The sequence below is a fragment of the Peribacillus sp. NPDC056705 genome, assembly GCF_043656335.1.
In genome coordinates, this window is the sequence record NZ_JBHTYI010000007.1 from 182677 (window position 1) to 208606 (window position 25930).

General features: G+C 42.5%; 25 protein-coding genes. 21 read left to right on the forward strand and 4 right to left on the reverse strand.

What is annotated here, in order from left to right:
• Positions 1–277: 277 nt before the first annotated feature.
• The 9 genes from ACFRAK_RS12115 (at position 278) to ACFRAK_RS12155 (ending at position 10776) form a co-directional block, all read left to right on the forward strand.
• The gene (locus tag ACFRAK_RS12115; RefSeq protein ID WP_387597843.1) at positions 278–2155 is read left to right on the forward strand and encodes a methylmalonyl-CoA mutase family protein; all 1878 of its coding nucleotides are present in this window, start codon (positions 278–280) and stop codon (positions 2153–2155) included.
• 1 nt (position 2156) lies between these two features.
• Positions 2157–4349, forward strand: a complete 2193-nt coding sequence (gene scpA / locus ACFRAK_RS12120; protein WP_260284651.1) for a methylmalonyl-CoA mutase — start codon at positions 2157–2159, stop codon at positions 4347–4349.
• Positions 4349–5476, forward strand: coding sequence for a methylmalonyl Co-A mutase-associated GTPase MeaB (meaB, locus tag ACFRAK_RS12125; protein WP_394571781.1), 1128 nt, complete (start codon positions 4349–4351; stop codon positions 5474–5476). The genes scpA and meaB overlap by 1 nt, the downstream gene beginning before the upstream one ends.
• A 197-nt stretch (positions 5477–5673) precedes the next feature.
• Entirely contained in the window at positions 5674–6111 is a 438-nt protein-coding gene (locus ACFRAK_RS12130) for a BrxA/BrxB family bacilliredoxin (RefSeq protein ID WP_394571782.1), read from the forward strand.
• Positions 6112–6739: 628 nt separating this feature from the next.
• Positions 6740–7543: a transporter substrate-binding domain-containing protein gene (locus ACFRAK_RS12135; protein ID WP_483878285.1), complete on the forward strand. Its 804-nt coding sequence runs from the start codon at positions 6740–6742 to the stop codon at positions 7541–7543.
• Between the two features lie 131 nt (positions 7544–7674).
• Entirely contained in the window at positions 7675–8334 is a 660-nt protein-coding gene (locus tag ACFRAK_RS12140; RefSeq protein WP_207439437.1) for an amino acid ABC transporter permease, read from the forward strand.
• Positions 8327–9049 carry an amino acid ABC transporter ATP-binding protein gene (locus tag ACFRAK_RS12145; protein WP_192205437.1) on the forward strand — a complete coding sequence of 241 codons (723 nt, stop codon included), beginning with the start codon at positions 8327–8329 and terminating at the stop codon, positions 9047–9049. Before ACFRAK_RS12140 ends, ACFRAK_RS12145 begins: the two co-directional genes overlap by 8 nt.
• Positions 9050–9239: 190 nt before the next feature.
• Positions 9240–10229, forward strand: a complete 990-nt coding sequence (locus ACFRAK_RS12150; RefSeq protein ID WP_387597832.1) for an aromatic acid exporter family protein — start codon at positions 9240–9242, stop codon at positions 10227–10229.
• A gap of 31 nt (positions 10230–10260) precedes the next feature.
• The gene (locus tag ACFRAK_RS12155) at positions 10261–10776 is read left to right on the forward strand and encodes a L,D-transpeptidase (protein ID WP_192205435.1); all 516 of its coding nucleotides are present in this window, start codon (positions 10261–10263) and stop codon (positions 10774–10776) included.
• A 37-nt stretch (positions 10777–10813) separates the two neighbouring features.
• Here the strand turns inward: ACFRAK_RS12155 and prli42 are convergent, their stop codons facing one another.
• Positions 10814–10909 (reverse strand): stressosome-associated protein Prli42, encoded by a 96-nt coding sequence (prli42, locus tag ACFRAK_RS12160; RefSeq protein WP_155726463.1) that lies wholly within the window; start codon positions 10907–10909, stop codon positions 10814–10816.
• A gap of 166 nt (positions 10910–11075) precedes the next feature.
• On the opposite strand from prli42, the gene mce reads away from it, so the two are divergent.
• The 6 genes from mce to gndA all read left to right on the forward strand — a co-directional run bounded on the left by mce (position 11076) and on the right by gndA (position 17619).
• The gene (gene mce / locus ACFRAK_RS12165; RefSeq protein ID WP_260284645.1) at positions 11076–11501 is read left to right on the forward strand and encodes a methylmalonyl-CoA epimerase; all 426 of its coding nucleotides are present in this window, start codon (positions 11076–11078) and stop codon (positions 11499–11501) included.
• Positions 11498–13048 (forward strand): acyl-CoA carboxylase subunit beta, encoded by a 1551-nt coding sequence (locus ACFRAK_RS12170; RefSeq protein WP_192205433.1) that lies wholly within the window; start codon positions 11498–11500, stop codon positions 13046–13048. Before mce ends, ACFRAK_RS12170 begins: the two co-directional genes overlap by 4 nt.
• A 220-nt stretch (positions 13049–13268) precedes the next feature.
• Positions 13269–14390 (forward strand): tripeptidase T, encoded by a 1122-nt coding sequence (locus ACFRAK_RS12175; RefSeq protein WP_387597827.1) that lies wholly within the window; start codon positions 13269–13271, stop codon positions 14388–14390.
• Positions 14391–14412: 22 nt separating this feature from the next.
• Positions 14413–14586, forward strand: coding sequence for a hypothetical protein (locus tag ACFRAK_RS12180; protein ID WP_387597825.1), 174 nt, complete (start codon positions 14413–14415; stop codon positions 14584–14586).
• 303 nt (positions 14587–14889) lie between these two features.
• On the forward strand, positions 14890–16164 hold the full coding sequence (locus ACFRAK_RS12185) for a DNA polymerase IV (RefSeq protein ID WP_394571784.1): 1275 nt from the start codon (positions 14890–14892) through the stop codon (positions 16162–16164).
• A 42-nt stretch (positions 16165–16206) separates the two neighbouring features.
• The gene (gndA, locus tag ACFRAK_RS12190) at positions 16207–17619 is read left to right on the forward strand and encodes an NADP-dependent phosphogluconate dehydrogenase (RefSeq protein WP_260284642.1); all 1413 of its coding nucleotides are present in this window, start codon (positions 16207–16209) and stop codon (positions 17617–17619) included.
• Between the two features lie 125 nt (positions 17620–17744).
• On the opposite strand, the gene ACFRAK_RS12195 is transcribed toward gndA, so the two are convergent.
• Positions 17745–17918 carry a hypothetical protein gene (locus ACFRAK_RS12195; protein WP_034308217.1) on the reverse strand — a complete coding sequence of 58 codons (174 nt, stop codon included), beginning with the start codon at positions 17916–17918 and terminating at the stop codon, positions 17745–17747.
• A gap of 294 nt (positions 17919–18212) precedes the next feature.
• Here ACFRAK_RS12195 and ACFRAK_RS12200 point away from each other — a divergent pair, with 294 nt between their 5' ends.
• Complete coding sequence (locus tag ACFRAK_RS12200; RefSeq protein WP_179890982.1) at positions 18213–18374, forward strand: hypothetical protein; 162 nt, start codon at positions 18213–18215, stop codon at positions 18372–18374.
• A 43-nt stretch (positions 18375–18417) separates the two neighbouring features.
• Here ACFRAK_RS12200 and zwf read toward each other — a convergent pair whose 3' ends face one another.
• Positions 18418–19917, reverse strand: a complete 1500-nt coding sequence (zwf, locus tag ACFRAK_RS12205) for a glucose-6-phosphate dehydrogenase (protein ID WP_387705969.1) — start codon at positions 19915–19917, stop codon at positions 18418–18420.
• 231 nt (positions 19918–20148) lie between these two features.
• Between zwf and rnz the strand changes: the two genes are divergently transcribed.
• The 5 genes from rnz to ACFRAK_RS12230 all read left to right on the forward strand — a co-directional run bounded on the left by rnz (position 20149) and on the right by ACFRAK_RS12230 (position 25010).
• Complete coding sequence (gene rnz / locus ACFRAK_RS12210) at positions 20149–21090, forward strand: ribonuclease Z (RefSeq protein WP_387597814.1); 942 nt, start codon at positions 20149–20151, stop codon at positions 21088–21090.
• Positions 21091–21153: 63 nt separating this feature from the next.
• The gene (locus ACFRAK_RS12215) at positions 21154–21972 is read left to right on the forward strand and encodes a phytoene/squalene synthase family protein (protein WP_260284638.1); all 819 of its coding nucleotides are present in this window, start codon (positions 21154–21156) and stop codon (positions 21970–21972) included.
• 208 nt (positions 21973–22180) lie between these two features.
• Entirely contained in the window at positions 22181–23176 is a 996-nt protein-coding gene (locus ACFRAK_RS12220) for an ABC transporter substrate-binding protein (RefSeq protein ID WP_076365486.1), read from the forward strand.
• A 33-nt stretch (positions 23177–23209) separates the two neighbouring features.
• Positions 23210–24241, forward strand: coding sequence for an ABC transporter permease (locus tag ACFRAK_RS12225; protein WP_387597810.1), 1032 nt, complete (start codon positions 23210–23212; stop codon positions 24239–24241).
• On the forward strand, positions 24216–25010 hold the full coding sequence (locus tag ACFRAK_RS12230) for an ABC transporter ATP-binding protein (protein ID WP_192205423.1): 795 nt from the start codon (positions 24216–24218) through the stop codon (positions 25008–25010). The genes ACFRAK_RS12225 and ACFRAK_RS12230 overlap by 26 nt, the downstream gene beginning before the upstream one ends.
• A 161-nt stretch (positions 25011–25171) precedes the next feature.
• On the opposite strand, the gene ACFRAK_RS12235 is transcribed toward ACFRAK_RS12230, so the two are convergent.
• Entirely contained in the window at positions 25172–25723 is a 552-nt protein-coding gene (locus ACFRAK_RS12235; RefSeq protein WP_260284635.1) for a MerR family transcriptional regulator, read from the reverse strand.
• Positions 25724–25930: the final 207 nt, after the last annotated feature.

The window sequence follows — 25930 nt, forward strand, 5'->3', positions numbered from 1 at the left end:
AATTTTATTTTTGCTATTATTTTATTAAGGGCTGTTCTAATACAGGTCAGCGGCTGTACTTGATTTAAAAAAGATGAAATAGGCTAGTGGTTTCCCTAATAACCGATTTTCTAATTTCTATTGTCTTAAATTTAAAGAAAATTATGGTAGAATGTTAGTATAATCCAGAACAAATTGACGGGAGGGTGGTTTTCTTATCCAAAACTGACTGAGCGTTCGTTCTCCCAATGAAAGGACAGGGCTTATGATGCGGCAGAGGATAAGAAAGCGATTACAGATGGAACTGAAAGATGTAAAAAACATAACCTTTCCTAAGCCTTCTTTTGAAGAGTGGAAAGAAGCTGCGGAAACAAGTTTAAAAGGGAAAAGTGTAGAAAAATTAAAAACGAATACATATGAGGGCATCACTTTATCACCGCTCTATACAGAAACGGGGGATTCAACGGAAAAAGTAGCTGAATTACCAGGATTTTTCCCTTTCACCCGAGGAACTTCCCCAACGGGATATCACGAAAAACCTTGGCTTGTCGTTCAACCTGTAAGCGGTATCACGGCTGAAGAAGCAAATGAAAAGATGAAGGCTTCATTCAAACGCGGTCAAAATGTCGTGGCATACCCTGCACGATTGCTTGCCGAGGGCGCAAGGGCAGAAAAATTGTTTAAGGATATCCCATTAAAAGGAATTCCGGTTTTCATTGACTTAAAGGGGAAACAAAAAGGATTATTCCCTCAATTCAAGGCGGTAGCCGAAGCACAAAATACCCAATTGACAGGCGTTATTGCTGAAGATCCCATTGCAGAATGGCTCATTTGCGGTCAGCTGCCAGAAGATACGGATAACTATTTTGCAGACTGGCTGAAGACGATCCAAGATTATCAGAGTGTAGGCAGGGATTTAAAAACAATTTTGATTAATACGGCAGTCTACCATAATGGGGGAGCTAATGCCGTACAAGAAATAGCTTATGGATTAGCGGCTGCCGTCCAATTTCTATTGGCAGGTCAAAAACAAGGGCTTTCCATTGCTTCGGTTTCCGAAAAAATAGTATTCTCTTTTGCTTTGGATTCAAATTACTTCATGTCCATCGCTAAACTGCGGGCTGCCAGAAGGCTTTGGGCAGGACTTGCAGAAGCTTTCGAAACGGCATCGGATCATTTTAAAATGGCGATACATGCCGTTACTTCCGAGTTGACAGAAACGCTTTATGATCAGCATGTCAATATTCTTCGGACCACAAATCAAGCTTTCGCTGCAGCTATTGGAGGCATTCAATACCTTCAAATTCATCCATTCACACATGCAACTGGTGAAACCGATGATTTTTCAGAAAGAATTGCCCGTAACACTCACTTGATTTTAAAAGAAGAAACAAATATAACAACAGTGGTCGATCCTGCTGGCGGTTCATGGTATGTTGAGCAACTAACGGATGAATTGGCTGAAAAGGCTTGGGCGAAATTCCTTGAAATCGATGCAGCTGGAGGGATACTTGAGCTAATTAAACAAGGCACCCTTCAGAAAGAAATAGCTGAAGTTTACCAAGGAAGAGTCCAAAATGCGGCTTTCAGAAAAGAAAGCATCATCGGAACGAATGTCTATCCGAATCCCGCTGATAAGATTAAAACCCCGACACGGAATAACCATGTGTCATATATGAACGTTGAGAAGCCGGTTGGCATTACCCCACTTGACTTGAATCGGGTATCCATTCAGTTCGAACAGATAAGACTACGCAGTGAAAAGTATAAAGAAATAAGTGGAACGGCTCCAACTATTGGTTTGATTAATTTGAAAAATCTCAAATCCTTTAAACCTCGTGCAGATTTCGTTAAAAGTCTTGCTGCTGCAGGTGGTATTGAAACGAACGGCAGTGAGGGGTGTCAAACCGTGGAGGAAGCAGTCAATTATGTAGCTGCGACCAAGCTCCCTATCTATTGTGTTTGCGGCAGTGATGCTGACTATTCGGAATTAGCACCAGCCACCATTAAAGAAATTAAAAAGCAATTCCCTGAAATCGCTATTTATTGTGCCGGCAAGCAAAAAGAAGAATTGGAGATCACGCTAAATGAAGCCGGAGTCAAAGATTTTGTCCATGTTAAAACAAATGCAATATCCATTTTATCGGAATTATTGCAGAACCTTGGGGTGAACTAAAATGAAAAGACCGAATTTTTCTGCTATAAATCCTGCTAAGCCTGAGATTAAAGGTACGGTGGAAGCATGGAAAAAGGAAGCCGAAAAAGCAGTTGAAAAAAACATGGAGGATCTTCTGTTTGAAACCAATGAACAAATAAAAATCAAACCACTTTATGTTGAGGAAGATAATCGCGATTTGGAGCATATGGAGAGTGTGCCAGGCATCGCTCCTTTTACAAGAGGGCCCTATCCTTCAATGTATGTCAATCGTCCTTGGACGGTACGTCAGTATGCAGGTTTTTCGACTGCCGAGGAATCCAATGCGTTTTACAGGCGTAATCTGGCGATGGGGCAAAAAGGGCTCTCAGTTGCTTTTGATTTAGCTACACACCGTGGTTATGACTCCGATCATCCACGCGTTGTCGGTGATGTGGGGAAGGCGGGAGTTGCCATTGATTCCATTCTTGACATGAAAATCCTGTTCGACGGCATTCCGCTTGATCAGATGTCCGTGTCAATGACGATGAACGGTGCTGTATTACCCATTCTTGCATTTTATATCGTGACGGCTGAAGAACAAGGCGTAACGCAGGATAAGCTTTCAGGCACGATTCAAAATGACATCTTAAAGGAATACATGGTTCGGAATACGTATATCTATCCACCGGAAATGTCCATGAAAATCATAGCTGATATATTTGAGTATACATCCAAATATATGCCCAAGTTCAATTCCATTTCCATCTCCGGCTATCACCTGCAAGAAGCGGGGGCGCCGGCTGATATCGAACTTGCCTATACGTTGGCGGATGGGCTTGAGTATGCACGTACCGGAATGAAAGCAGGTATTGATATCGATAAATTTGCACCACGCCTTTCATTCTTTTGGGCCATAGGAATGAACTATTTCATGGAAGTGGCAAAAATGAGGGCAGCTCGTTTCATTTGGTCAAAACTGATGAAACAATTCGAACCGAAAAATAATAAAGCGATGGCATTGAGGACGCATTCCCAAACCTCAGGCTGGAGCCTCTCCGAGCAGGATCCGTTTAACAATGTCGCTAGGACCCTTATTGAAGCGCATGCGGCTGCACTTGGGCATACACAGTCCCTGCATACGAACGCATTGGATGAGGCCATTGCCTTGCCAACTGATTTCTCGGCACGCATTGCCCGTAACACACAGTTATATCTGCAGGAGGAAACCGGGATCACAAAAGTAATCGATCCATGGGCGGGTTCATACTATGTAGAATCGCTCACTAATGAATTAATCGACCGGGCTTGGGCTCACATAGAAGAAATCGAAGGACTGGGTGGAATGGCGAAGGCAATTGAAACCGGCCTTCCAAAAATGAGGATCGAGGAAGCAGCTGCAAAGCGTCAGGCTAAAATCGATTCTCAAGTTGAAACGATCGTGGGCGTCAATAAGTATCGTTTGAAAAAAGAGGATCCTATTGAAATACTGGAGATTGATAATACGGTAGTCCGTGAAAGTCAGCTTAAGCGTTTGAGCGAATTAAAAGCGAAACGTGATCAGGCAAAGGTGGATGAAGCTCTTCAAGCGCTATCCATGGCTGCCAGAACTGGCGAAGGTAACCTTCTAGAACTGGCTGTGCAAGCTGCAAGAGTACGGGCTTCATTAGGTGAAATATCCGATGCGATCGAAGAGGTTGCTGGACGTCACAAAGCAACGATCCGTTCTATCAGCGGCGTATATAGCTCGGCCTACTCAAAAGAAGCGGAAATTGAGGAAGTCGTCCGCATGACGGAAGAGTTCCTTGAAAATGAAGGAAGAAGGCCGCGTTTGTTAATGGCTAAAATGGGTCAGGACGGTCATGATCGTGGAGCTAAAGTAGTAGGAACGGGGTTTGCGGATTTAGGCTATGATGTCGATATCGGTCCATTATTTCAAACACCGGAAGAAACAGCCATCCAAGCCGTGGAAAATGATGTGCATGTAGTCGGAATGAGTTCGCTTGCTGCCGGCCATAAAACTTTGTTGCCGCAGCTTATGACGGAACTGAAGAACTTGGGCCGTGAGGACATAATAGTGATCGTAGGCGGCGTCATCCCTGCACAGGATTATGATTACCTAATGGAAAATGGGGCTACAGCCATTTTTGGACCTGGTACGGTCATACCACAGGCAGCGAAGAAAGTGCTTCAGGAAATATACAATCGCCTCGGATATGAGGAAGTGGCCCAATAATGAGTGAAGACAAGAAGCCGGAATGGGTCGATCTTAACAATCAGGAAGGTTTTGCTTCTTCATTAAAGCCAGGTGTGGAATTAGCAGCCAGCCAAAACAAGCCTTCAAAAAGCAAATTCGTCAAAAAACAAAATGTAAACATACCGGTCCTTGAACTTAAAGAGGGAATCATAAAAGGGGACAGGGCCAAGCTAGCTAAAGGGATTACATTGGTTGAAAGCAATGCATCACACCACTTGGATCATGCACAGGAATTATTGCATGCCATCCTTCCCCATACAGGGAACTCGATTCGCATCGGGATTTCCGGAGTGCCCGGTGCCGGAAAAAGTACCTTCATCGAGACGTTCGGAACTTACTTATGTGACAGGGGCCATAAGGTTGCCGTTCTAGCTGTCGACCCAAGCTCTTCGATCAATGGCGGAAGTATATTAGGTGATAAGACAAGGATGGAGGAACTGGCAAGAAACCCTCATGCCTTCATAAGACCTTCACCATCCGAAGGCACTCTAGGCGGAGTTCACCGCAAAACGAGGGAAACGATGTTGCTTTGTGAAGCGGCAGGATTTGATGTGATACTGATAGAAACTGTCGGTGTCGGTCAGAGTGAAGCTATAGTACGTAGTATGGTCGACTTTTTCATGCTCCTTGTCCTAACAGGTGCCGGAGATGAATTACAAGGGATGAAAAAGGGGATTCTGGAACTTGTGGACGGAATTGTGGTCAATAAAGCCGACGGAGAGAATATTCCGCTGGCGATTAGGACGAAATCCGAATATAGCAGAATCTTGCACTTCCTTCAGCCTGCAACAAAGGGATGGGCAGGAAAGGCATATGCTTGTTCCGCCATCACCGGTAAAGGTATCCCTGAGCTTTGGGATGTTTTGAATGAATTTTCCGATATGACCAAAGAATCGGGTGTTTTTCAAGAACGGAGAAGAATGCAATCTAAGGAATGGCTTTATTCATTGATTGATCACCAGCTTAAAACGATGTTTTATAAAAATGAAACCGTCAAAGGTCTTCTCCCTATACTCGAGAATCAAGTGATGTCAGGGAATAAAACGGTCACCGCTGCTGTTAAGCAGGCCTTTGGATCTTTTACAGAAACATTTAAATCAAATTAAAAAAGAAATAGGATGGGGCACCGTGGAATGTCTCCTGGCATGCCCCATCCTTTTGTATGCCTAGTTGTTTCGCACATGGTTCTCGCTTCTTTTTCGTTCTAAACGGTTTATGCGGTTTTAACAGGTAAATTTATTGAATCAAGAAGTGGCAATTGTTATGATAGGATTGAAGAGAAAACTTGGAAGGAGCAAATGCCATGAATATGGATTTTAATTTTTTAATGAACGACGTAGTCAAACAGGCTCGCGATGAGATAAAGACTGCTGGATATACAGAATTGACTACTCCCGAGGAAGTAGTGGAAGTATTTGCGCAAAAAGGAACGACACTTGTCATGGTAAACTCCGTTTGTGGCTGCGCTGGGGGAATTGCTAGACCTGCAGCTGCTCATGCAATCCATAATGATAAACGCCCAGATCAGCTTGTAACCGTTTTTGCTGGGCAAGATAAAGAGGCGACGGAAAAAGCCCGTGATTATTTCGAAGGGTATCCGCCGTCATCCCCATCATTTGCATTGCTGAAGGATGGAAAAATCATCACCATGATAGAGCGTCATGAGATTGAAGGGCACCACCCGATGTCTGTAGTAGAAAAATTACAAGACTACTTCGATCAATATTGCGAAGAAGTGTAAGCCCATAGCCATATCTAAAAAACCCGCCAATCGGCGGGTTTTAGTTTTGACGACAAAAAGGGGTTCGGAAGTAGTCTCATCCCGAACCATGATTATAAAAAGAAGACTTGGCTATCCTTTATGAATGTTTCCTTTTTTATAGGGGATGAAATCCTTATTGGATTGAAGATATATGCGACACTCCTGCCGAATAACTGTCTAGCCGAGACCTCGCAGGCGCTTGCGCGAGGAGGCTTGGCAGACAGTCGGCGGAAAGGGAGCGGATTTCTGAAATCAACTTGAATGTTTTTTTTAGAAACAAACCGTAGTCAAACTCGCTTTTCTTGAAGTTTGAATACAATCTGAAAACCGCACTTTCGGCGGATTTTTTTATTCATGATTTTGCATAAGTCAGGGGCATTTAGGAAAGAAGAAAGATAAGGATGCCGGTATATTCCCTTTGGAGCTATTTAGAAATGAAATTATAGTAATATTCTGAAAAATAAATCTATTATTTACGTTATTGAATAATTATAAGAGTGTGTTAAAATACACATTAGTGTATGAATATTAGTTATTCAAATTTTAACTAAACCAAATTCAATAACAAGAGAATTGAAAATATCATTTTGGAGGAATAATAATGAAGTTGAAAAAGCAGTTAGCATTGTTGCTTACTTCTGTTTTATTAGTAGGTATTTTAGCAGCATGCGGAACATCGGGGAAAGAAGATAAGGACACAGCAGGTACAGACGGCAAAAAGGTCCTGGTAATGGGAACATCTGCGGATTATCCGCCATTTGAATATGTTGAAACATCTAAAAGTGATGAAATTAAAGGATTTGACATCGATATCGCTAAAGCAATCGGAAAAAAATTAGGTTATGAGGTTGAAGTGAAGGACATTGACTTTAATAGTCTTGTGCCTGCTCTGGAAAATAAATCGGTCGATTTCGTTATCTCTGGAATGACTCCAACTGAAAAACGTGAGCAATCAGTCGATTTCAGTGATATTTACTATACAGCTAAAAACATGATCATCACGACAAAGGACAGCAAAATCAAAACTGTTGAAGATTTAAAAGGGAAAACCGTAGGCGTACAGCTTGCATCCATTCAGGAGACATTGGCAAATGACTTGAATAAATCCCAAGATATCGGGATGAAAATTGAAAAACGGAATCGTATACCTGAGGTTGTTCAAGAAATGTCAACAGGACGTTTTGATGCCGTAATCATGGAAGATACTGTTGCAAAAGGCTACTTGAATGATAATAAAGATTTGGTGGGGCATTTGATCGAGTCCGGTGAACAAGATGCTGGTTCGGCAATCGCTTTCCAAAAGGGAAGCAAGTTAACTGAAGAATTCAATGCCGAGTTGAAAAAAATGTTAGAGAACGGTGAAATGGAAAAGTTAATATTAAAATGGTTCGGTGGCAGTGAAACTGAATAATACAGAGAGATGAAAAGCGTTCAGAAGAGTTTGAGTATGCCTTCTGAACGTTTTTCCGCGCTTTATTGTTAATAAAATGAAGCAGGAGGAAGGACCTAATATAAAGGCCTTCATAAGAGAGGATGAATGGAGTGAATCTGGAATTTGAAAGGATTATGCCTTCCCTTCCATATATCCTGGAGGGGATACCGACAACATTAAAGGTTGTAGCGGTAGCGGCAGTAATCGGATTTGTTTTGGGAATATTACTATCTATACTTAAAATCAGCAGAATTAAGCCCTTAAATTGGATTGCAGACTTTTATACATCCATTTTTCGCGGTACACCTTTGGTGCTGCAATTAATGCTGATTTATTTTGGTTCACCACAAATATTAGGGATTCAAATCGAAGCGTTCCAAGCAGCATTTTTAGCATTCGGGCTAAATTCAGCGGCATACATCTCTGAAATTATCAGGGGAGGCATTTTAGCTGTCGATAAAGGCCAACGAGAGGCATCGCTTGCACTTGGGGTTCCCTATTCAGGTATGATGCTAAATATTATCCTTCCGCAGGCCATCAAGAATATCCTGCCATCGCTTGTGAACGAATTGATTTCCTTAACCAAGGAATCAGCCGTTGTCACAATTATTGGATTAGGGGATATCATGCGCCGTTCTTATATTGTCGGCGGTGAGACATATAAATTCTTCGAGCCGATATTATTTGCCGGTCTCATTTATTATGTGATGGTCATGGTTCTCACCATCTTAGGCAAAGTGATTGAAAGGAGAATGAGACGCAGTGATTAAAATTGATGGACTCAAAAAAAACTATGGTAAGCTCGAAGTATTAAAAGGAATCAGCACCGAGATAGGGCAGGGAGAAGTGTTAGCAATCATCGGCCCGTCCGGTTCGGGAAAATCAACTTTCTTACGCTGCATCAATATGCTTGAAACTCCAACTGATGGTCAAATCAGGTTTAAAGATCAAATCATCACTGAAAAAAAGACCAATATCATGAAAGTGCGTGAAAATGTCGGGATGGTATTTCAACATTTTCATTTATTTCCGCATAAAACCGTACTGGAGAATCTGACATATGCACCTATGAAGGTGAAAAAACTATCAAAGGCCGAGGCTGTAAAACAAGCTCGTGAACTCTTGAATAAAGTAGGTTTGTCCGATAAAGAATCGACTTATCCGAATCGTCTGTCAGGCGGGCAAAAACAAAGGGTCGCGATTGCGCGGGCATTGGCAATGAACCCGGAAGTAATCCTTTTCGATGAACCGACTTCAGCGCTTGATCCCGAGATGGTAAAAGAAGTGCTCGAGGTTATGAAGTCACTGGCACATACGGGGATGACCATGCTGATCGTAACGCATGAAATGGGATTTGCCAGGGAAGTGGCCGATCGTGTACTATTCCTGGATGGGGGTCTGCTTGTCGAGGAAAGTGCTCCGGAAGAATTCTTTTCCAATCCGAAAAGCCAGCGTGCAAAAGACTTCTTGGAAAAAGTTTTATAAGCTGAAGAAAATAGTATATAATTGTAAAAAAGGTAACGTTTAGGTTACCTTTTTTATTTTTTTCCTATAATGTATTTTTGTGTGAATGCATTTAGAAAAAATGGAAATTTAACTCGCAAAGGACTGTAAAAATATCTGATTTCCTGATAGTATTATAATAGATAGAGAAAGAGCCAGGTGATACATAACAATGTTTAAAATCGGGTACAGGACGATTAAAACTGCTTTGGGGGCCACCCTGGCAATTATTATTGCACAAATGCTTAATCTCGAATATTTCTCTGCTGCGGGAATCATTGCGATCTTATGCATTCAAGTTACAAAAAAGAAGTCGGTGTATGCCTCCTGGCACCGGTTTTTAGCTTGTTTGATCGCAATGGCCTATGCATCCCTATTCTTTCATTTCATCGCATTCCATCCGCTGATAATAGGTTTGATTCTCTTGATTTTCATTCCAACGGCTGTTGCCTTGAAGATTAATGAGGGGATTGTGACGAGCAGCGTCATCATCATGCATCTATACGGGGCGGGTGACATCACTTTTTCCCTGCTGATCAATGAAACGATATTAATCGCGGTTGGAGTTGGAGTGGCGCTTGTCATGAATCTGTACATGCCCAGTGTCGATGACAAACTGTTGACCTACCAGGAAAGCATCGAAACGAACTTTAGTGCGATCTTGATGGGAATTGTCCGCTATTTAAGGGATAATGATCACACATGGGATGGTAAGGAAATCACCGAAACGGCCAATCTTCTTAATCAAGCCAAAAGCCTTGCCTTCAGGGACGTGGAAAATCATTTTTTAAGGGAAGAAGACCTGTATTACCATTATTTCAAAATGCGTGAAAAGCAATTTGAAATAATTGAGCGAATTCTGCCCCTTGTCACGAATATTCCATTGGTGGTCAAGCAAAGCGGAATAGTGGCTGATTTTATAGAAGATTTGGCAGAAAATGTCCACCCACAAAATACGGCCATTCTTTATCTGAAGAAGCTTGAAGAAATGGAGATTCATTTTAGGGGAATGGCACTGCCGCAGACAAGGGAAGAGTTCGAATCCAGGGCCGCATTACTGCAGCTCATGAAGGAAATGGAGCGTTATTTATTGTTGAAGCATTCCTTCAAGGGACTACCCAAGCTGAACGGCAACCGAATGAAAAAGAGGCACTTGGCTTAAACTAAGCAAAAAAGTGAAGGAATGATACAACATGAAATGGATTCTTTCTTTGTTGCTTATGCTACTTTTGTGGCCGTTGCAGGTACAGGCCCAACCTCAATCGGTTAAGCCTGGCGATCCGTTTATCATCATCAATAAAGCTAACAATAAATTGGCGTTCATTGATGATAATGAGGTCAAGGAGATTCTGCCGGTCGGTACGGGAAAGAGCCAGGAACTTACACCCGAAGGGATTTTCACGGTCAAGGTAAAAGCAGTCAATCCATATTACCGGAAAAAAAATATTCCTGGCGGCGATCCCAGGAACCCTCTGGGGTCGCGGTGGATTGGATTCGATGCACGAAATACCGATGGGAGGATTTACGGCATTCATGGTACGAATAAGCCATCATCAATTGGTAAATACATTTCAAATGGCTGTGTACGGATGCATAAATCCGATGTAGAGCGTTTGTACGAAAAAGTCCCCATCGGCACTAAAGTTTTGATCACCATATCGAACGAGGATTTCGAAACGTTGGCAAAGAAAAATGGAGCGATAAAATAAAGAGAGGGAAGCTTTGCTCCCCTCCCAACGGTTTCTATTACAAAAGAAATGCGATACCTGATAATAAGCTCGTTAATAACATTGAGATAAGCATTAAATACACGACGATTTTTCTGATTTTCTTGTTTCCCATATGCTCTCTCCCTTAAAACAGTTTAATTGATTTTATTTTAACTTGAACATTTAGTAGAAACAAGTAAAAGTATAATGTTCATATTATTCCGAATCTTGAAAGGCTTTAATGCAAGATTAGTAGTATTCTAATGGAGTCATCCAATAATACATAGCATGGGGGTTTTATGATGATTAAAAATATCGATCATATAGGTATTGCCGTCAAGTCACTGGAGGAGACCTTGCCACTTTACACGGAAACGTTGAAATTGAAACTTGAAGGAATCGAGACAGTTGGGAGTCAAGGAGTGAAAGTGGCCTTCATCCTGGCAGGCAATACCCGTTTGGAGTTGTTGGAAGCGTTGTCACCGGCAAGCCCAATCGCCAAATTCATCGAAAAACGCGGTGAAGGGATTCATCATGTGGCACTTGGCGTCGATGACATCGAAGAGAGAATAAAAGAAATCAAAGAATCTGGATTGCGGATGATTGATGATTCATCAAGAAAGGGAGCACACAATGCGGATGTTGCTTTCGTTCATCCCAAGTCTACCGCGGGTGTATTATATGAGCTTTGTGAACAAGCAGTATCAAAGGAGGAGCAGGAATGACAGACATATACGATACGATCAATGACCTATATGACAGACGCCGCAAAGTGGAAATGGGCGGCGGTGAAGAAAGAATCGATAAGCAGCATGAAAAGGGCAAACTTACTGCAAGGGAAAGAATTGAACTTTTAGTTGATCCGGGTACTTTCATAGAGCTTAATCCTTTTATCAAACACCGTAATACCAATTTTGGCATGGAAAAGGAAGAAGGGCCAGGAGAAGGGGTTGTCACCGGTTACGGAAAGGTCAACGGCCGTGATATTTATCTGTTTTCACAGGATTTTACTGTTTTTGGCGGGGCACTCGGTGAAATGCATGCTCTGAAAATTGCCAATGTTATGGATTTGGCAGCGGAGAATGGAGCCCCTTTCATAGGTTTAAACGATTCTGGTGGGGCGCGTATTCAAGAAGGCGTGGTTTCGCTTGACGGATATGGCCAAATTTTTTACCGGAATTCCATTTATTCAGGGGTCATACCACAGATTTCGGTTATTATGGGACCTTGTGCAGGTGGAGCCGTATATTCCCCAGCCATAACAGACTTTGTCTTCATGGTTGAAAAAACGAGCCAAATGTTCATAACAGGTCCTAAAGTCATTGAAACGGTTACAGGGGAAAAGATTTCATCTGAAGGATTGGGTGGAGCGGCAGTACATAATACCATAAGCGGGAATGCCCATTTCAAGGGAGCATCTGAGGAGCAAGTATTGGCGGACGTTAGACGTCTCCTGAGTTATCTTCCACAAAACAATGAAGAGAAGCCGCCTGTTTTGGAAGCCGACGAAGGAGATGACTACCGTCCGGACTTAACGGATGTAGTCCCTTATGAAGGGATTCGTCCATATGATGTTCGGAAAGTATTGGAGCAGGTTGTCGATGAGGATTCCTTTATGGAAGTTCAAGAGGGCTTTGCGAAAAACATAGTGGTCGGCTTGGCGCGTATCAAAGGGAAATCAGTGGGGCTTGTCTGTAACCAGCCAAAGGTGTTGGCTGGGGGACTTGATATTGATTCATCAGATAAGGCTGCCCGTTTTATTCGTTTCTGTGACTCGTTCAACATTCCGCTAATTACATTTGAAGACGTTTCAGGGTTTTTCCCGGGCGTTAAACAAGAACATGGCGGGATCATTCGCCATGGTGCAAAGCTGCTATATGCTTATTCGGAAGCAACAGTACCAAAATTGACGATCATTCTGCGTAAAGCGTACGGAGGAGCTTACGTGGCTCTTAATAGTAAATCCATCGGTGCGGATCTGACGTTTGCATGGCCAAATGCTGAAATCGCTGTAATGGGATCAGCTGGAGCGGCAAATATCATTTTTGCCCGTGAAATTCAAAATAGCCAAGATCCGGAAGCGACACGTGCAGCTAAAATTGAAGAATACCGTGAGAAGTTCGCCAATCCATATGTTGCCGCAAGTCTTGGAATGGTGGATGATGTAATTGATCCCCGTGAAACCAGGATTAAGATCATTCAATCTCTTGATATGCTGCGCAACAAAAAAGAAAACCGACCATGGAAAAAACACGGAAATATTCCGTTGTGATCCGATCCAACATTGAAAGGAGCCCAAACTATCTGTTTTGGGCTCCTTTCCATACTGGGGAAGATATCATTTAAAAGAAAACCATTTATAAGCATCATTCACATTTTGGCAGGGAAATGACCAGCATGCCATTCTGGGTTCTTCCTTTTCACTTTATTTGCCGGGGCGCCGCTTTTAGAAGTATAATTAAAGAGGAAAACTTTTTTGGAGGTTTTATTTTATGATAAATGAAGAACGTTTAGTTAATGAATTTATGGAATTGGTGCAGATTGATTCCGAAACGAAAAATGAAGCAGCCATCGCCAAAGTGCTGAAAGAAAAATTCGGGGCACTGGGTGTAGAGGTTTTTGAAGATGATACAACAGCAGTTACCGGTCATGGTGCAGGGAATTTAGTATGTACTTTAAAAGGAATGAAAGAAGGCGTGGATACCATTTATTTCACATCCCATATGGATACGGTTGTACCGGGTAATGGAATCAAGCCTTCCATCAAGGATGGATACATAGTGTCAGACGGAACGACCATTTTAGGTGCGGATGACAAAGCTGGATTAGCGGTCATGTTAGAAACGCTTAAAGTGTTGAAAGAACAGAATATCGAACATGGTACAATTGAATTCATCATTACAGTAGGTGAAGAATCTGGCTTGGTTGGGGCAAAGGCATTGGATCGCTCCCTTGTAACGGCTAAATTCGGTTTTGCACTTGATAGTGATGGAAAAGTGGGAAATGTGGTTGTTGCTGCACCTACTCAGGCGAAAGTATCTGCAACCATTTTAGGCAAGACTGCACATGCTGGTGTCGCTCCTGAGAAAGGCGTTTCGGCCATTACGATCGCTGCCAAAGCAATCTCTAGAATGCCATTGGGCAGAATCGACGAGGAAACGACAGCCAATATCGGACGTTTCCAGGGCGGACAGCAAACCAATATTGTTTGTGACCATGTTGAAATCCTTGCAGAAGCAAGATCTTTGATTCCTGAAAAAATGGAAATACAGGTAGCGAAAATGAAAGAGGCATTCGAGACTGCAGCCATTGAAATGGGCGGACGTGCTGAAGTTGAAGTTAACGTGATGTATCCTGGTTTTAAATATGGTGCTGGTGATCATGTAGTCGAAATCGCAAGAAAGGCAGCAGAGAAAATCGGCCGTCCTTGCGAGCTTGTTAAAAGCGGCGGAGGAAGCGATGCGAATGTCATTGCAGGCTTTGGCATCCCTACTGTCAATCTCGCAGTGGGCTATGAAGATATCCATACTACGAATGAAAGAATCCCAGTTGAGGAATTAACGAAGCTAGCTGAAATGGTTGTCACTATCATCAAAGAAGTATCAGGGGAATAATCACCCAAAATATGACAGGGGGATGGAGGAGAGTTTCCTGAGTAAAAAGGTTATCGGACTTCTTGCAGAGGGCGTGGAATATGCCGTGCCTAATGAATTCGTGATTCCATCGCAAGACCTGATGCCTTGCTTTCCGGATTTCCTGCAACCAGGTAAATCAGCCCAGGCTATGATGGCCAAAGGTGGATTGCAATAAAGACGGATATCCTCCATCAAACTATTGGCCAGGGTGACGTGAAATCTTGATTTTTACCGAATATATTCAAGGGGTTGCCTTTTGATTACGATCATTGATCAGCAAAAACTCGTATATATTTGCCAAGGTGTTAACAGTATTGAAGGAATATATGAACAGTCATCAATGACATGATGGCTGTTTTTCTTGGAGTGGAAGCATCTTTCAACGTGGTTACCAAAGATAAATAGGGGTACCTTAATAGAAGTGATTTTTTATTGGGCCTATTATCTTTTTAATTTTACAAGGATGTGACGGTCAAACATGAAGGACATGTATCCCAAAAATGGCAGGGTCATTCTCCATGTAGACATGAATAGTTTCTATGCTTCAGTGGAAATGTCATATGATGTTTCATTAAAAGGCAAACCGCTTGCCATTGCAGGCAATGTTGAAGAGAGAAGGGGCATAATCGTCACCTGCAGCTATGAGGCGAGGAAGTTCGGGGTTAAAACGACCATGCCCATTTGGCAGGCGAAAAAACTATGTCCTCAATTAGTCATTCAGAAACCGAATTTCGAGCGTTATCGAAAGGCATCACTGGCTATTTTTGATGTTTTAAGACAATATACAGAGATGGTTGAACCGGTTTCGATAGATGAGGGGTATCTGGATATTAGTGAATGCGCCGAATTGGGATCCCCTTTAGATATAGCCAATAGCATTCAGGAAAGAATTTTTAATACGATGGATCTCCCTTGCAGCATCGGGATTGCCCCTAATAAATTTTTGGCCAAAACTGCTTCTGATATGAAGAAGCCAATGGGAATCACTGTGTTAAGGAAACGGGACATTTCGGAAAAGCTCTGGCCTTTACAAGTTGGCCAAATGCATGGCATCGGGGATAAAACCTCGGAAAAGCTTCGAACTATCGGGATAATGACGATCTGGGACCTTGCACACGCCAATGATAGTCAACTTAAACAGCTTCTGGGGATCAATGGCATCCGTTTGAAAGATAGGGCTAATGGAATCGACCAAAGGGCAGTGGATCCCGAAGCGATTTTTGAGCATAAGAGCATTGGAAACTCTACAACTCTTCCGCATGACTCCACCAATCAAAAAGAACTGATCGGTGTACTGGATAAGCTATCCGGGAAGGTTGCAGCCCGTTTGAGAAATAAACGCCTGCTTGGTCAAAAAATAGGTGTGACGATCCGTTACAAAGACCGCCGCACAATAACGAGAAGCAGAACGGTCCCTAATCCAGTTTTTGAAAAAAAGGATATTTTGGATGGAGCTATCGATCTCTTTATGAAAAATTGGAATGGGGAAGGAATCAGGCTTCTTGGTGTCACGGCCTATGATGTCATCGAAAAAGAGTCGGCCTTCAAGCAACTGGATATTTTCTCCTTTCAAGAGGATGCAGAAAAAGAACCTCTGTATGAAGCGATGGAACACTTGCAAAATAAGTACGGAGAAAATATTATTAAAAAGGGATTACCCTTGAAAAACCGTTCAATTGGAACAGACACTAGCTTCAGCAAAGATTTCTTTGGGCAATCCAGGAGGAATGATCCTTCTTTTAACAAAGAATAGCGTACAAGCTGTGTAAAGATATAGAGAAGGGAAAGATGAAGCATGACAAAACAACAGATTGGCGTTATCGGACTAGCCGTAATGGGCAAGAACCTTGCATTTAATATTGAAAGCAGGGGATATTCAATTTCCGTGTATAATCGCTCAGGATCAAAAACGGACGAAATGATGAAGGAAGCGGAAGGCAAAAACGTAACAGCCGCTTATACACTTGAAGAATTCGTCAATTCTTTGGAAACGCCACGCAAAATTTTATTGATGGTTAAAGCCGGGGCGGCAACAGATGCAACGATCGAGCAATTAAAACCGTTACTTGAAAAAGGTGATATCGTTATTGATGGAGGGAATACCTTCTTCAAGGACACTCAGCGCCGCAATGAGGAATTAAGCAAGCTTGGCATCCATTTCATCGGTACAGGCGTCTCAGGAGGGGAAGAAGGAGCTCTAACAGGTCCATCCATCATGCCTGGAGGTCAAAAAGAAGCATATGAACTTGTTGCACCGATCTTGAAGGATATTTCAGCTAAGGTCGACGGTGATGCTTGCTGTACGTATATCGGACCGGATGGAGCAGGTCATTATGTTAAAATGGTACATAATGGTATTGAATACGGGGACATGCAGTTGATTTCCGAATCATATTTCCTTTTGAAAAATCTCCTTGGATTATCTGCCGAAGAATTTCATGAAGTCTTTACTGAATGGAATCAAGGGGAACTTGACAGCTATTTAATTGAAATTACTGCTGATATTTTCAAAAAATATGATGAGGAAACCGGTAAGCCGATGGTCGATGTCATTTTAGATAAAGCTGGCCAAAAAGGTACGGGGAAATGGACAAGTCAAAGTGCGCTTGATCTTGGCGTTCCGCTTCCAATCATTACGGAATCGGTGTTTGCCCGGTTTATTTCAGCAATCAAGGACGAGCGTGTTGAAGCGAGTAAAATCCTTCGTGGTCCAAAAGCCGAATCATTTACAGGCGACAAAAAGGCTTTGATAGAAAATATCCGTAAAGCACTTTATATGAGCAAAATCTGTTCATATGCACAAGGATTTGCACAAATGAAAGCAGCATCAGAAGAAAATGACTGGAACTTGCAATATGGGGAAATAGCGATGATTTTCCGTGGCGGCTGTATCATTCGTGCACAATTCCTCCAAAAAATCAAGGAGGCGTACGATCGTGAAGCGAACTTGAACAATCTTCTTTTAGATCCATACTTCCAAGGGATCGTCGAAAGCTATCAAGGAGCTTTACGTGAGGTAGTGTCAACGGCTGTGATGAACGGAATTCCGGTTCCTTGCTTGTCATCAGCACTTGCCTATTTCGACAGCTATCGCACAGAAACGCTGCCAGCTAACCTGATTCAAGCTCAGCGTGACTATTTTGGAGCCCATACTTATCAACGTATTGATAAAGAAGGAACGTTCCATACCGAATGGATGGAAAAATAAAAAGTTCAAGCCAGTATAAAAGGGGATCCCCTTTTATACTGGCTTTTTTTGGTTGTAATATTCATCATGTTAAGGACCTCGGATGCACAGAAAAAAAGGGCGCTTCCATGCGCCCTCTTTTTTTGCTATCTCCGATGCTCTACAAGGTCGATGACCCCTAATACAACATGTGCCAAACCGAAACCAAAAACCGTATTAGCAACCATTTTGTTTGAGCCCCGGGTCTGCTTCATTGCATAACCCGCAGCTGTCACGGCTGTGCCCAACGCTGTTGGAATTAATCCTTCACGAATGTCCATAAGTTTAATCCCTCCACACCGAAGTTAGTGGTGCTGTCCTCTGGCACCTTTTCTAGTGTAACCTAAGCAAGGATTTAGCATTCTTTTTCCATGAGGATAAAAATGGTAAAAATGAACTAATTGTAAATAGTTCCAATTGTTTTACCTTTTTTAGGGAAAATGTAGTATGATGTATGTCATTCATCCTTGCTTTTTAGGTTTAAACACCTGCGGAAAAAGGAATATAAACATTGAAAGAGTTGGTCGGACCGTAGGATACAGTAGGCAGAAAGAAGAGAGAAGGAGCGGAGACTTATGTTCATCATCTGGTGGGCTGTAGCCATTTTTTTATTTTTCATTGCCTTAGAATCTGGTGTTTCCTTTTGGCTTAATTCGGAAATAGAGGAAGAAATGTCTAAGCCCAAGGAAATGTTTGATATTATCCGGAATAAATTGCTGAGGAAAAGTGTTTCATGAATGAAGAAGGGATGCAGGTTCAAATCTGCATCCCTTCTTCATTTCAGTCAGCATCATTTTCGTTATTCTTGATTTCCCACCAAATATGTCCGTCTTCTTCCAGGAGTTCATCGGATGCCAGCGGACCTGTGGATCCCGCTTCATAGTTAGGGAAAGACTCGTCCTTAGTATTTTCCCATGCATTGGAAATGGTATCGACGAACTTCCATGATAGGGCTACCTCGTCCCAGTGCGTAAAGTTGGTAGCATCCCCGCGCATGCTGTCAAACAATAGCTTTTCATATGCCTCAGGAGAATTGATGTGTTCAATCCCTTTGTTGGAGACGGTCAGTTTTACTGGCTTTGTATTGGATGTCGTCCCGGATTTCTTAACATTTAAGTACAGTGTGATCCCTTCGTCAGGCTGGATATGGATAACGAGAAGATTCGGGTTCAGCGTTTCTTCCGTTTTATAATACAGATTCATTGGGATATCTTTAAATTGAACGACGATATTCGTTGATTTGACATCCATCCTCTTACCGGTACGGATATAAAAAGGAACACCGGCCCAACGGAAGTTATCAATCATCAATTTACCCGCCACATAGGTCTCAGTGTTGGATTCGGGATCTACATTATGTTCATTGCGGTAGGCCGGAAGTGTTTGACCGTCTATCGTTCCTTCACCATATTGGCCACGGACGAAGTATTGATCGACTTCGTCCACTTTCATTGGTCGAAGTGAGCGCAATGCCCGCACTTTTTCGCTTCGAATCTCTTCTGTCGTCAAAGCGATCGGGGGTTCCATGGCAAGCAAGGCCACCATTTGGAGCAGATGATTTTGGACCATATCCCTTAGGGCACCGCTGGTTTCATAGTAACGTCCACGTTCTTCAACGCCAAGTGTTTCGCTTGAAGTAACCTGGATATTGGATATATATCTGTTATTCCAAAGCGGCTCGAATAGGGCATTTGAAAAACGTATGACCTCAATATTTTGTACCATTTCTTTGCCTAAATAATGATCGATACGGTAGATTTCATCTTCAGCGAATGCCGTTCGAATCTGCCCATTCAATTTTTGTGCTGTTTCGAAACTGTGTCCAAACGGCTTTTCTATGACAAGGCGCTTATATCCATTCGTGTCGGTCAGGCCTTGAGCTTTAATCTGTTCGGCAATCGTTCCGAAAAACTCGGGTGCCATCGCCAAATAGAAGATCCGGTTTCCTTCTAATTGATATTGTCCGTCCAATTTTTCGGCAATGTCCTTCAACTGCAGATATGATTCCGAACTGGAGACATCATGGGAGTGATAATGGAAATGGGAAATGAATTCGTCGACCTTTTCTTTTGCATGTCCGAAAGTAAGTATGGAATCCTTGACACTTGTTTGGAACTCCTCATTCGTCAATGGCCTCCTTGCTACTCCAACGACTGCGAACTTATTTATTTTCTCTTTTTGAAATAGTCGATATATGGAAGGAAACAATTTCCTTTTCGCTAAATCTCCGGTAGCACCAAAAATCATGATCAGTGCTGTGGGTTTATTGTTTTCTGTCATGTTAAAACCTCAACTTTCCGTTAAATCTGTCTATAAAGTTGGAATTCCCGTATGTGTACCAATTTCTAATTTTACGTTTAGCTTTCCCTCAAAGCAATCAATTTGCGCATTTTTTCTCATATTTCATTAAAAGTTTAATTTGGTTTCGGTTTTTAGGGGTCATAAATGAAACAGGGCTTTGGTTATGCTATAGTTAATCATAAAGAAGCATTTGCAACGGAGGTAGTATGAGTGGATTTCGTTTTATTGGGTACAGGCGCCGGCGTTCCGGCTAAAGCGCGTAATGTGACTTCAATCGCCCTGCAATTATTGGAAGAACGAGGGACGGTTTGGTTATTCGATTGTGGGGAAGCAACACAGCATCAAATATTAAAAACCGCGGTCAAGCCGCGAAAGGTTGAAAAGATCTTCATCACCCATTTACATGGTGACCATATCTTCGGACTGCCTGGATTTTTAAGCAGCAGATCTTTTCAGGGCGGTGTGGATAAATTGACCGTATATGGTCCACAAGGAATAGATGCATTTATTAAGACGAGCTTACAGGTGAGTGGAACTCATTTAAAATATCCCTTGGAAATCATCGAAATTGAAGAAGGCGCAGTGTTTGAGGACGAACAATTCACAGTCACGGCCATGTCGCTTGATCATGGCATTTACAGCATCGGTTACCGGATTGTTGAAAAAGATCGTCCAGGAAGCTTACTGGTCGACCGGCTGCGTTCTGAAGGTGTGAAGCCGGGGCCTCTTTTTAAAGCATTGAAAAATGGACAAACAGTCCGTCTCGATGATGGCCGTGTCTTAAATGGGAAGGACTATCTCAGTGCTCCGCAAAAAGGACGGATCATCACGATTCTTGGTGATACAAGAATGTGCAGCAATGCGCTCATTCTTGCTGAATCGGCGGATTACCTTGTTCATGAAGCTACATTTTCAGCGGAAGAATCCGAAATGGCATCAGCCTATTATCATTCGACCACCGTTCAGGCTGCAGAAACGGCTTTGAAAGCGGGAGCTAAGAATCTAATCCTTACGCATATCAGCTCACGGTATACTCCGGAGGATGCTGAGAGGCTAAAAGAGGAAAGCAAAGCGGTCTTTGCAAACACGATTATGGGTGAAGATCTAATGGCAATTAAAGTTCCTTTGTATTCAGGGGAATCGGGCAGCTGAAATCAAAGCCAATGTTTGATATAATTAATCAATTGTTCATTGGATATTTAAAGGAGTGTAAATATGACTGACAAAAGCGACCTACATACTAAAGCAATGGATTTTCTCCTAAAAACAAGCCGGACTTTTTTCATTCCAATCAGCTATCTTCCAAAGGGATTGCAAGAGGCTATTGGAGCTGCGTACCTATGCATGCGCGCCATCGATGAGATCGAGGATCACCCCGGTCTTCCTGCAGATATTAAGGTTTCCCTTTTAAAGGCTCTTAGTGAGTTGCTTGATGCGGATTTCAGGGAAGAAGATCTTCAATCGTTATTTGAACCATATAAGGATGATCTTCCCGAGGTGACCCTGTTTCTTTCGGACTGGATTGAATTTTGTCCTTCCGGTGCAAAAGACAAAGTCTTGGAATCGACAAAGGAAATGGCCGAAGGCATGGCAAAATGGGTTACTATGGACTGGCAAATCCATAATGAAGAGGAACTCGATGATTACACATATTATGTTGCAGGGTTAGTCGGGGTCATGCTGTCTGATATGTGGAACTGGTACGATGGAACCGAAACGGACCGCGAACTTGCCATCGCATTTGGACGCGGACTCCAAACGGTCAATATCCTGCGTAACCGTGAGGAAGATGCAGAACGCGGTGTGAACTTTTATCCGGATGGCTGGGGTTTCGACGAGATGCTTGCCCATACGGAACATAATCTTGCATTAGCCGATGTGTACATTGGAGAGATTGAAACGAAAGAGATCATCCAATTCTGTAAGATACCCTTGGAATTGGCAAAGGCCACATTGAAAGCCCTAAAAGAAGGCAAAGAAAAAATCGATCGTACTACAGTTACCGAAATTGTCAGCCAAGTTGTCGAACACTGATTTTTCCATAAAGCTGCTTTGAAAGTTACCATCCCTTTCAAAGCAGCTTTTTTTATGTTTTATATCTAGAACTCAAAAAATTCTAAAAAGTTAAAAAATATATTGGAATAATTGGGACTAAACGATTATAATTTAGGAAATAAAAGCGAAAAAGTTGACGTCGCTAGAAAAAACCTAATCTTAAATAAGAAAAAAGCGGGGGGAAAATATGAAAAAGAAATTATATTCAACTGCAGCTATGACATTGGTCGCAGGATTATTATTGGCTGGGTGTGGAAATGACAAGGAAAAAGATACGGCAAAGGATGAAAGCAAAAAGGATACCTTCAACATTGGAGTAACACAAATCGTTCAGCATGATTCCCTGGACCAGGCTTATGAAGGATTTCAGGCGGCATTGAAGGATAGTGACATCAATGCCAAATATGATCTTCAAATTGCACAGGGTGACCAAAATAATAGTCAAACGATCGCCAATAACTTTGTTGGGGATAAAGTGGATTTAATCTTTGCCAATTCTACTCCTAGTGCTCTTAGCGCTTTGAATGCGACAAAGGATATACCAATCGTTTTTACATCGGTTACCGATCCTGTAGCGGCGGAGCTCGTTACATCTTTGGATAAGCCAGGCGGAAATGTGACGGGTACGACGGATTCCCATCCTGAAGCCATTGCCAAATCAATGAAATTCCTGGCAGAAGAACTTGGCGCCAAGACAATTGGGACCGTTTATAATACAGGGGAGCAAAACTCCGTCGTCCAAATAAAAAACGTGAAAGCGGAAGCGAAAAAAGCGGGCTTGAAAGTCGTTGAAGCATCCGTGTCCACTTCAGCCGAGGTTAAACAGGCAACGGAATCATTAATCGGAAAAGCCGATGCTTTCTATATCATTACTGATAATACCGTTGTTTCAGCACTGGAATCGGTCATTTCGGTGGCAAATGATAAAGATATTCCATTGTTTGTTGGTGAGCTTGATTCCGTGAATGCTGGTGGTTTTGCAGCATATGGATTCAGTTACTATGATATTGGTTATGAAGCGGGGCAAAAAGCGGTTGAAATCTTGAAGGATGGCAAAAAGCCTGGAGATATCGCAGTTCAATATCCACAAAAACTGAAATTGGTCATCAATGAAAAGGCAGCAAAAGATATGGGTGTTGAAATAAAAGAAGAATGGAAAGCAGATGCTGAGTTTGTAAAATAAACTCTGCTTTTGTTCGGGGAAGGAAGAAAAAAAATGTTCTCAGCTTTATTCAACTCTTTTGAGTCGGGAATGATTTATGCGATTATGGCACTAGGTGTTTATTTAACATTCAGGATTCTCGACTTCCCGGATATGACTGTGGAAGGCAGTTTTGTGACAGGTGCCTCTGTGGCCGCCATTATGATCGTTAACGGTTTCTCGCCAGCCATGGCCACGTTTTGTGCCATGGTGGCAGGTTTCATTGCTGGGACAATAACGGGATTCCTGCATACGAAAGGGAAAATCAATCCACTTCTGGCAGGTATCTTAATGATGATTGCCCTCTATTCCATCAATTTAAGGATCATGGGTGCATCCAACATTCCGTTGCTTTCTCAAACGACCATTATCACGAATATCCAGAATGCCTGGGCTGGCACTGGCATGGACAATATGTTGAATGGTCTTTTATCGATTGTGGGCCTTGGTGATAGCTTGCCAAAAACGTGGGCTATACTAATTGTTATGTTGATTGTGGCTTTAATCATTCAAGCTGGGATGTCAGCTTTTTTAAAAACGGAAATCGGTCTAGCTTTACGCGCAACGGGTGATAATGAAGCGATGGTCAAGAGTTTTTCCGCCCATACAGGAAACATGAAGATCCTGGGCCTTGCGATTGGAAATGCACTTGTGGCTTTCTCGGGTTCCTTGGTTGCCCAATATAATGGGTTTAGCGATATTGGCATGGGGATTGGAATCATCGTCATCGGATTGGCATCCGTTATAATTGGCGAAGCATTATTTGGCTCCAAAACGATTGCACGTGCGACCCTTGCGGTCATTGGGGGAGCGATCATTTACCGAATCGTCGTAACTTTGGCACTTCGCGTAGAATTTCTTGAAACAGGCGATGTTAAATTAATTACGGCACTTATTGTGGTAGGGGCACTTGTCATTCCTAAAATTACCGATAAACAAAAAGAGAAAAGCCGAAAGAAAAGGCGTCTCAAAGAAATACAGATGCGCCATGGTGGGACTTTATCGAAAGGGGGAGAAGGATATGCTTCAGTTAAATCAGATTTATAAGGTCTTCAATGAAGGGACACCAGATGAAAAGCTAGCCCTTGGGAATCTGGAGCTGCAGATGGCAAAAGGCGAATTTATTACAGTCATCGGGAGTAATGGGGCAGGTAAATCGACGCTGATGAACATGATATCCGGCAAAATTCTCCCTGACGCCGGTGAAGTCATCATTGATGGGGAAAATGTATCGGCCATTGAAGAACATGCCCGTGCTAAAATGATTGGCCGTGTTTTTCAGGATCCCATGCTTGGTACGGCTCCACATATGACGATTGAAGAAAATATGGCGATCGCTTATGGCAGAACCAATAGAAGAGGATTAGGTTTCGGGGTGACAAAAAAACGGAAAGAACTTTTTAAAGAATGTTTGGGTACCCTTCATTTAGGCCTGGAAAATCGGATGACTGCAAAAGTGGGATTATTATCAGGAGGGGAGCGCCAGGCATTATCATTGTTGATGGCGACCTTCACTGATCCTAAAATCCTGCTTCTTGATGAACATACAGCCGCTCTCGATCCTTCCAGGGCAGAGCTTGTTACAAATCTGACGAAGGAAATCGTCGAAAAGAACAAGCTAACGACATTGATGGTGACTCACAATATGCAGCAGGCAATCGATCTTGGAAATTCCTTGATCATGATGGATAAAGGACAAATCATTTTTGAAGCAAGAGGTGCTGAAAAGCAGAAGCTTACCGTTGAAAAACTGCTTAACGAATTCCAGCGCATCAAAGGCGAAAAAATGCTCAATGACCGTGCAGTGTTGATTTAAGCTGAGAAAAGGCCCGACCCAGGTGAGACTTAAACCTTGGCCGGGCCTTATTTATTTTTGGGGTGATTAATTAGATCAGGTCCTATTACTGAAGAAATGCCTGGCATGAGAAAAATGGCTATCGTGGGGTGCTCATGATCCATCTTGAATGATAATCGATGTTAATCGCTGTCGGCTGTGCTCCATGATGAACTATCATTCTTTCTGTTTCCAAAAATCATTTTTATAAATGGTCTTTTCTTTGTCTTTTTAGTGGCAGCAGCCTCTTCAGCCGCGAGTAAATAATCAAACGGCTGGCCCATTGGTGTTTCTAACGCTTCGATACGGGCTTCGAGTTTCTTAACGAGTTTGTGCATGTCTTCCATTTCACTTCTGTGCTGTAAAAGCTGATAGGATACAACATCGTCCGCTTTTGTTTTCAGCCCATTTTCAAGCCGGGTGACCCGTTCTAGCAGTTGATCATGTTCTTTATCCGATTCGGAGTGTTTCTGGATGGTTGCTTTTCTAATTTTTTTCTCTGAGATGCTGACCTTTTGGAGAATGATGCCTTCGTTCAGCTGATCTTGGATTTTTCTCAATAATGCAATGTCTTCATCCGAAAACTGGTAGTGGCCAAGCTGATTCCGTTCTACTTCCATGTTCAATTGGGTGACCCAGCGTTGAATCGTACTATGGGAAACATTCAGTAACCGGGCAACTGCACTTGTATTCATCGAGATTCCCCCTTTTGGTTGTTGAATTCGATAAGTATTAGGGAATTCCTTTACAGATGACAAAACATGTATTCATTCGGCAAAGAAAGTGAAATTCCTACGTAATTTGCATAAGGAGCAATTCAAGATGGAATCCCCTTGGATTGATCCTTATGCAATTGTTGAGCATTTTTAGGAACTTTAAGAAGCATTTGTGATGGTGTGGCT

Coding starts and splice junctions, on each gene's coding strand:
- ACFRAK_RS12115 (WP_387597843.1), top strand. CDS start 278: ATGGAACTGAAAGATGTAAAAAACATAACCTTTCCTAAGCCTTCTTTT.
- scpA (WP_260284651.1), top strand. CDS start 2,157: ATGAAAAGACCGAATTTTTCTGCTATAAATCCTGCTAAGCCTGAGATT.
- meaB (WP_394571781.1), top strand. CDS start 4,349: ATGAGTGAAGACAAGAAGCCGGAATGGGTCGATCTTAACAATCAGGAA.
- ACFRAK_RS12130 (WP_394571782.1), top strand. CDS start 5,674: ATGAATATGGATTTTAATTTTTTAATGAACGACGTAGTCAAACAGGCT.
- ACFRAK_RS12150 (WP_387597832.1), top strand. CDS start 9,240: ATGTTTAAAATCGGGTACAGGACGATTAAAACTGCTTTGGGGGCCACC.
- ACFRAK_RS12155 (WP_192205435.1), top strand. CDS start 10,261: ATGAAATGGATTCTTTCTTTGTTGCTTATGCTACTTTTGTGGCCGTTG.
- prli42 (WP_155726463.1), bottom strand. CDS start 10,909: ATGGGAAACAAGAAAATCAGAAAAATCGTCGTGTATTTAATGCTTATC.
- mce (WP_260284645.1), top strand. CDS start 11,076: ATGATGATTAAAAATATCGATCATATAGGTATTGCCGTCAAGTCACTG.
- ACFRAK_RS12170 (WP_192205433.1), top strand. CDS start 11,498: ATGACAGACATATACGATACGATCAATGACCTATATGACAGACGCCGC.
- ACFRAK_RS12175 (WP_387597827.1), top strand. CDS start 13,269: ATGATAAATGAAGAACGTTTAGTTAATGAATTTATGGAATTGGTGCAG.
- ACFRAK_RS12180 (WP_387597825.1), top strand. CDS start 14,413: ATGGAGGAGAGTTTCCTGAGTAAAAAGGTTATCGGACTTCTTGCAGAG.
- ACFRAK_RS12185 (WP_394571784.1), top strand. CDS start 14,890: ATGAAGGACATGTATCCCAAAAATGGCAGGGTCATTCTCCATGTAGAC.
- gndA (WP_260284642.1), top strand. CDS start 16,207: ATGACAAAACAACAGATTGGCGTTATCGGACTAGCCGTAATGGGCAAG.
- ACFRAK_RS12195 (WP_034308217.1), bottom strand. CDS start 17,918: ATGGACATTCGTGAAGGATTAATTCCAACAGCGTTGGGCACAGCCGTG.
- ACFRAK_RS12200 (WP_179890982.1), top strand. CDS start 18,213: ATGTTCATCATCTGGTGGGCTGTAGCCATTTTTTTATTTTTCATTGCC.
- zwf (WP_387705969.1), bottom strand. CDS start 19,917: ATGACAGAAAACAATAAACCCACAGCACTGATCATGATTTTTGGTGCT.
- ACFRAK_RS12215 (WP_260284638.1), top strand. CDS start 21,154: ATGACTGACAAAAGCGACCTACATACTAAAGCAATGGATTTTCTCCTA.
- ACFRAK_RS12220 (WP_076365486.1), top strand. CDS start 22,181: ATGAAAAAGAAATTATATTCAACTGCAGCTATGACATTGGTCGCAGGA.
- ACFRAK_RS12225 (WP_387597810.1), top strand. CDS start 23,210: ATGTTCTCAGCTTTATTCAACTCTTTTGAGTCGGGAATGATTTATGCG.
- ACFRAK_RS12230 (WP_192205423.1), top strand. CDS start 24,216: ATGCTTCAGTTAAATCAGATTTATAAGGTCTTCAATGAAGGGACACCA.
- ACFRAK_RS12235 (WP_260284635.1), bottom strand. CDS start 25,723: ATGAATACAAGTGCAGTTGCCCGGTTACTGAATGTTTCCCATAGTACG.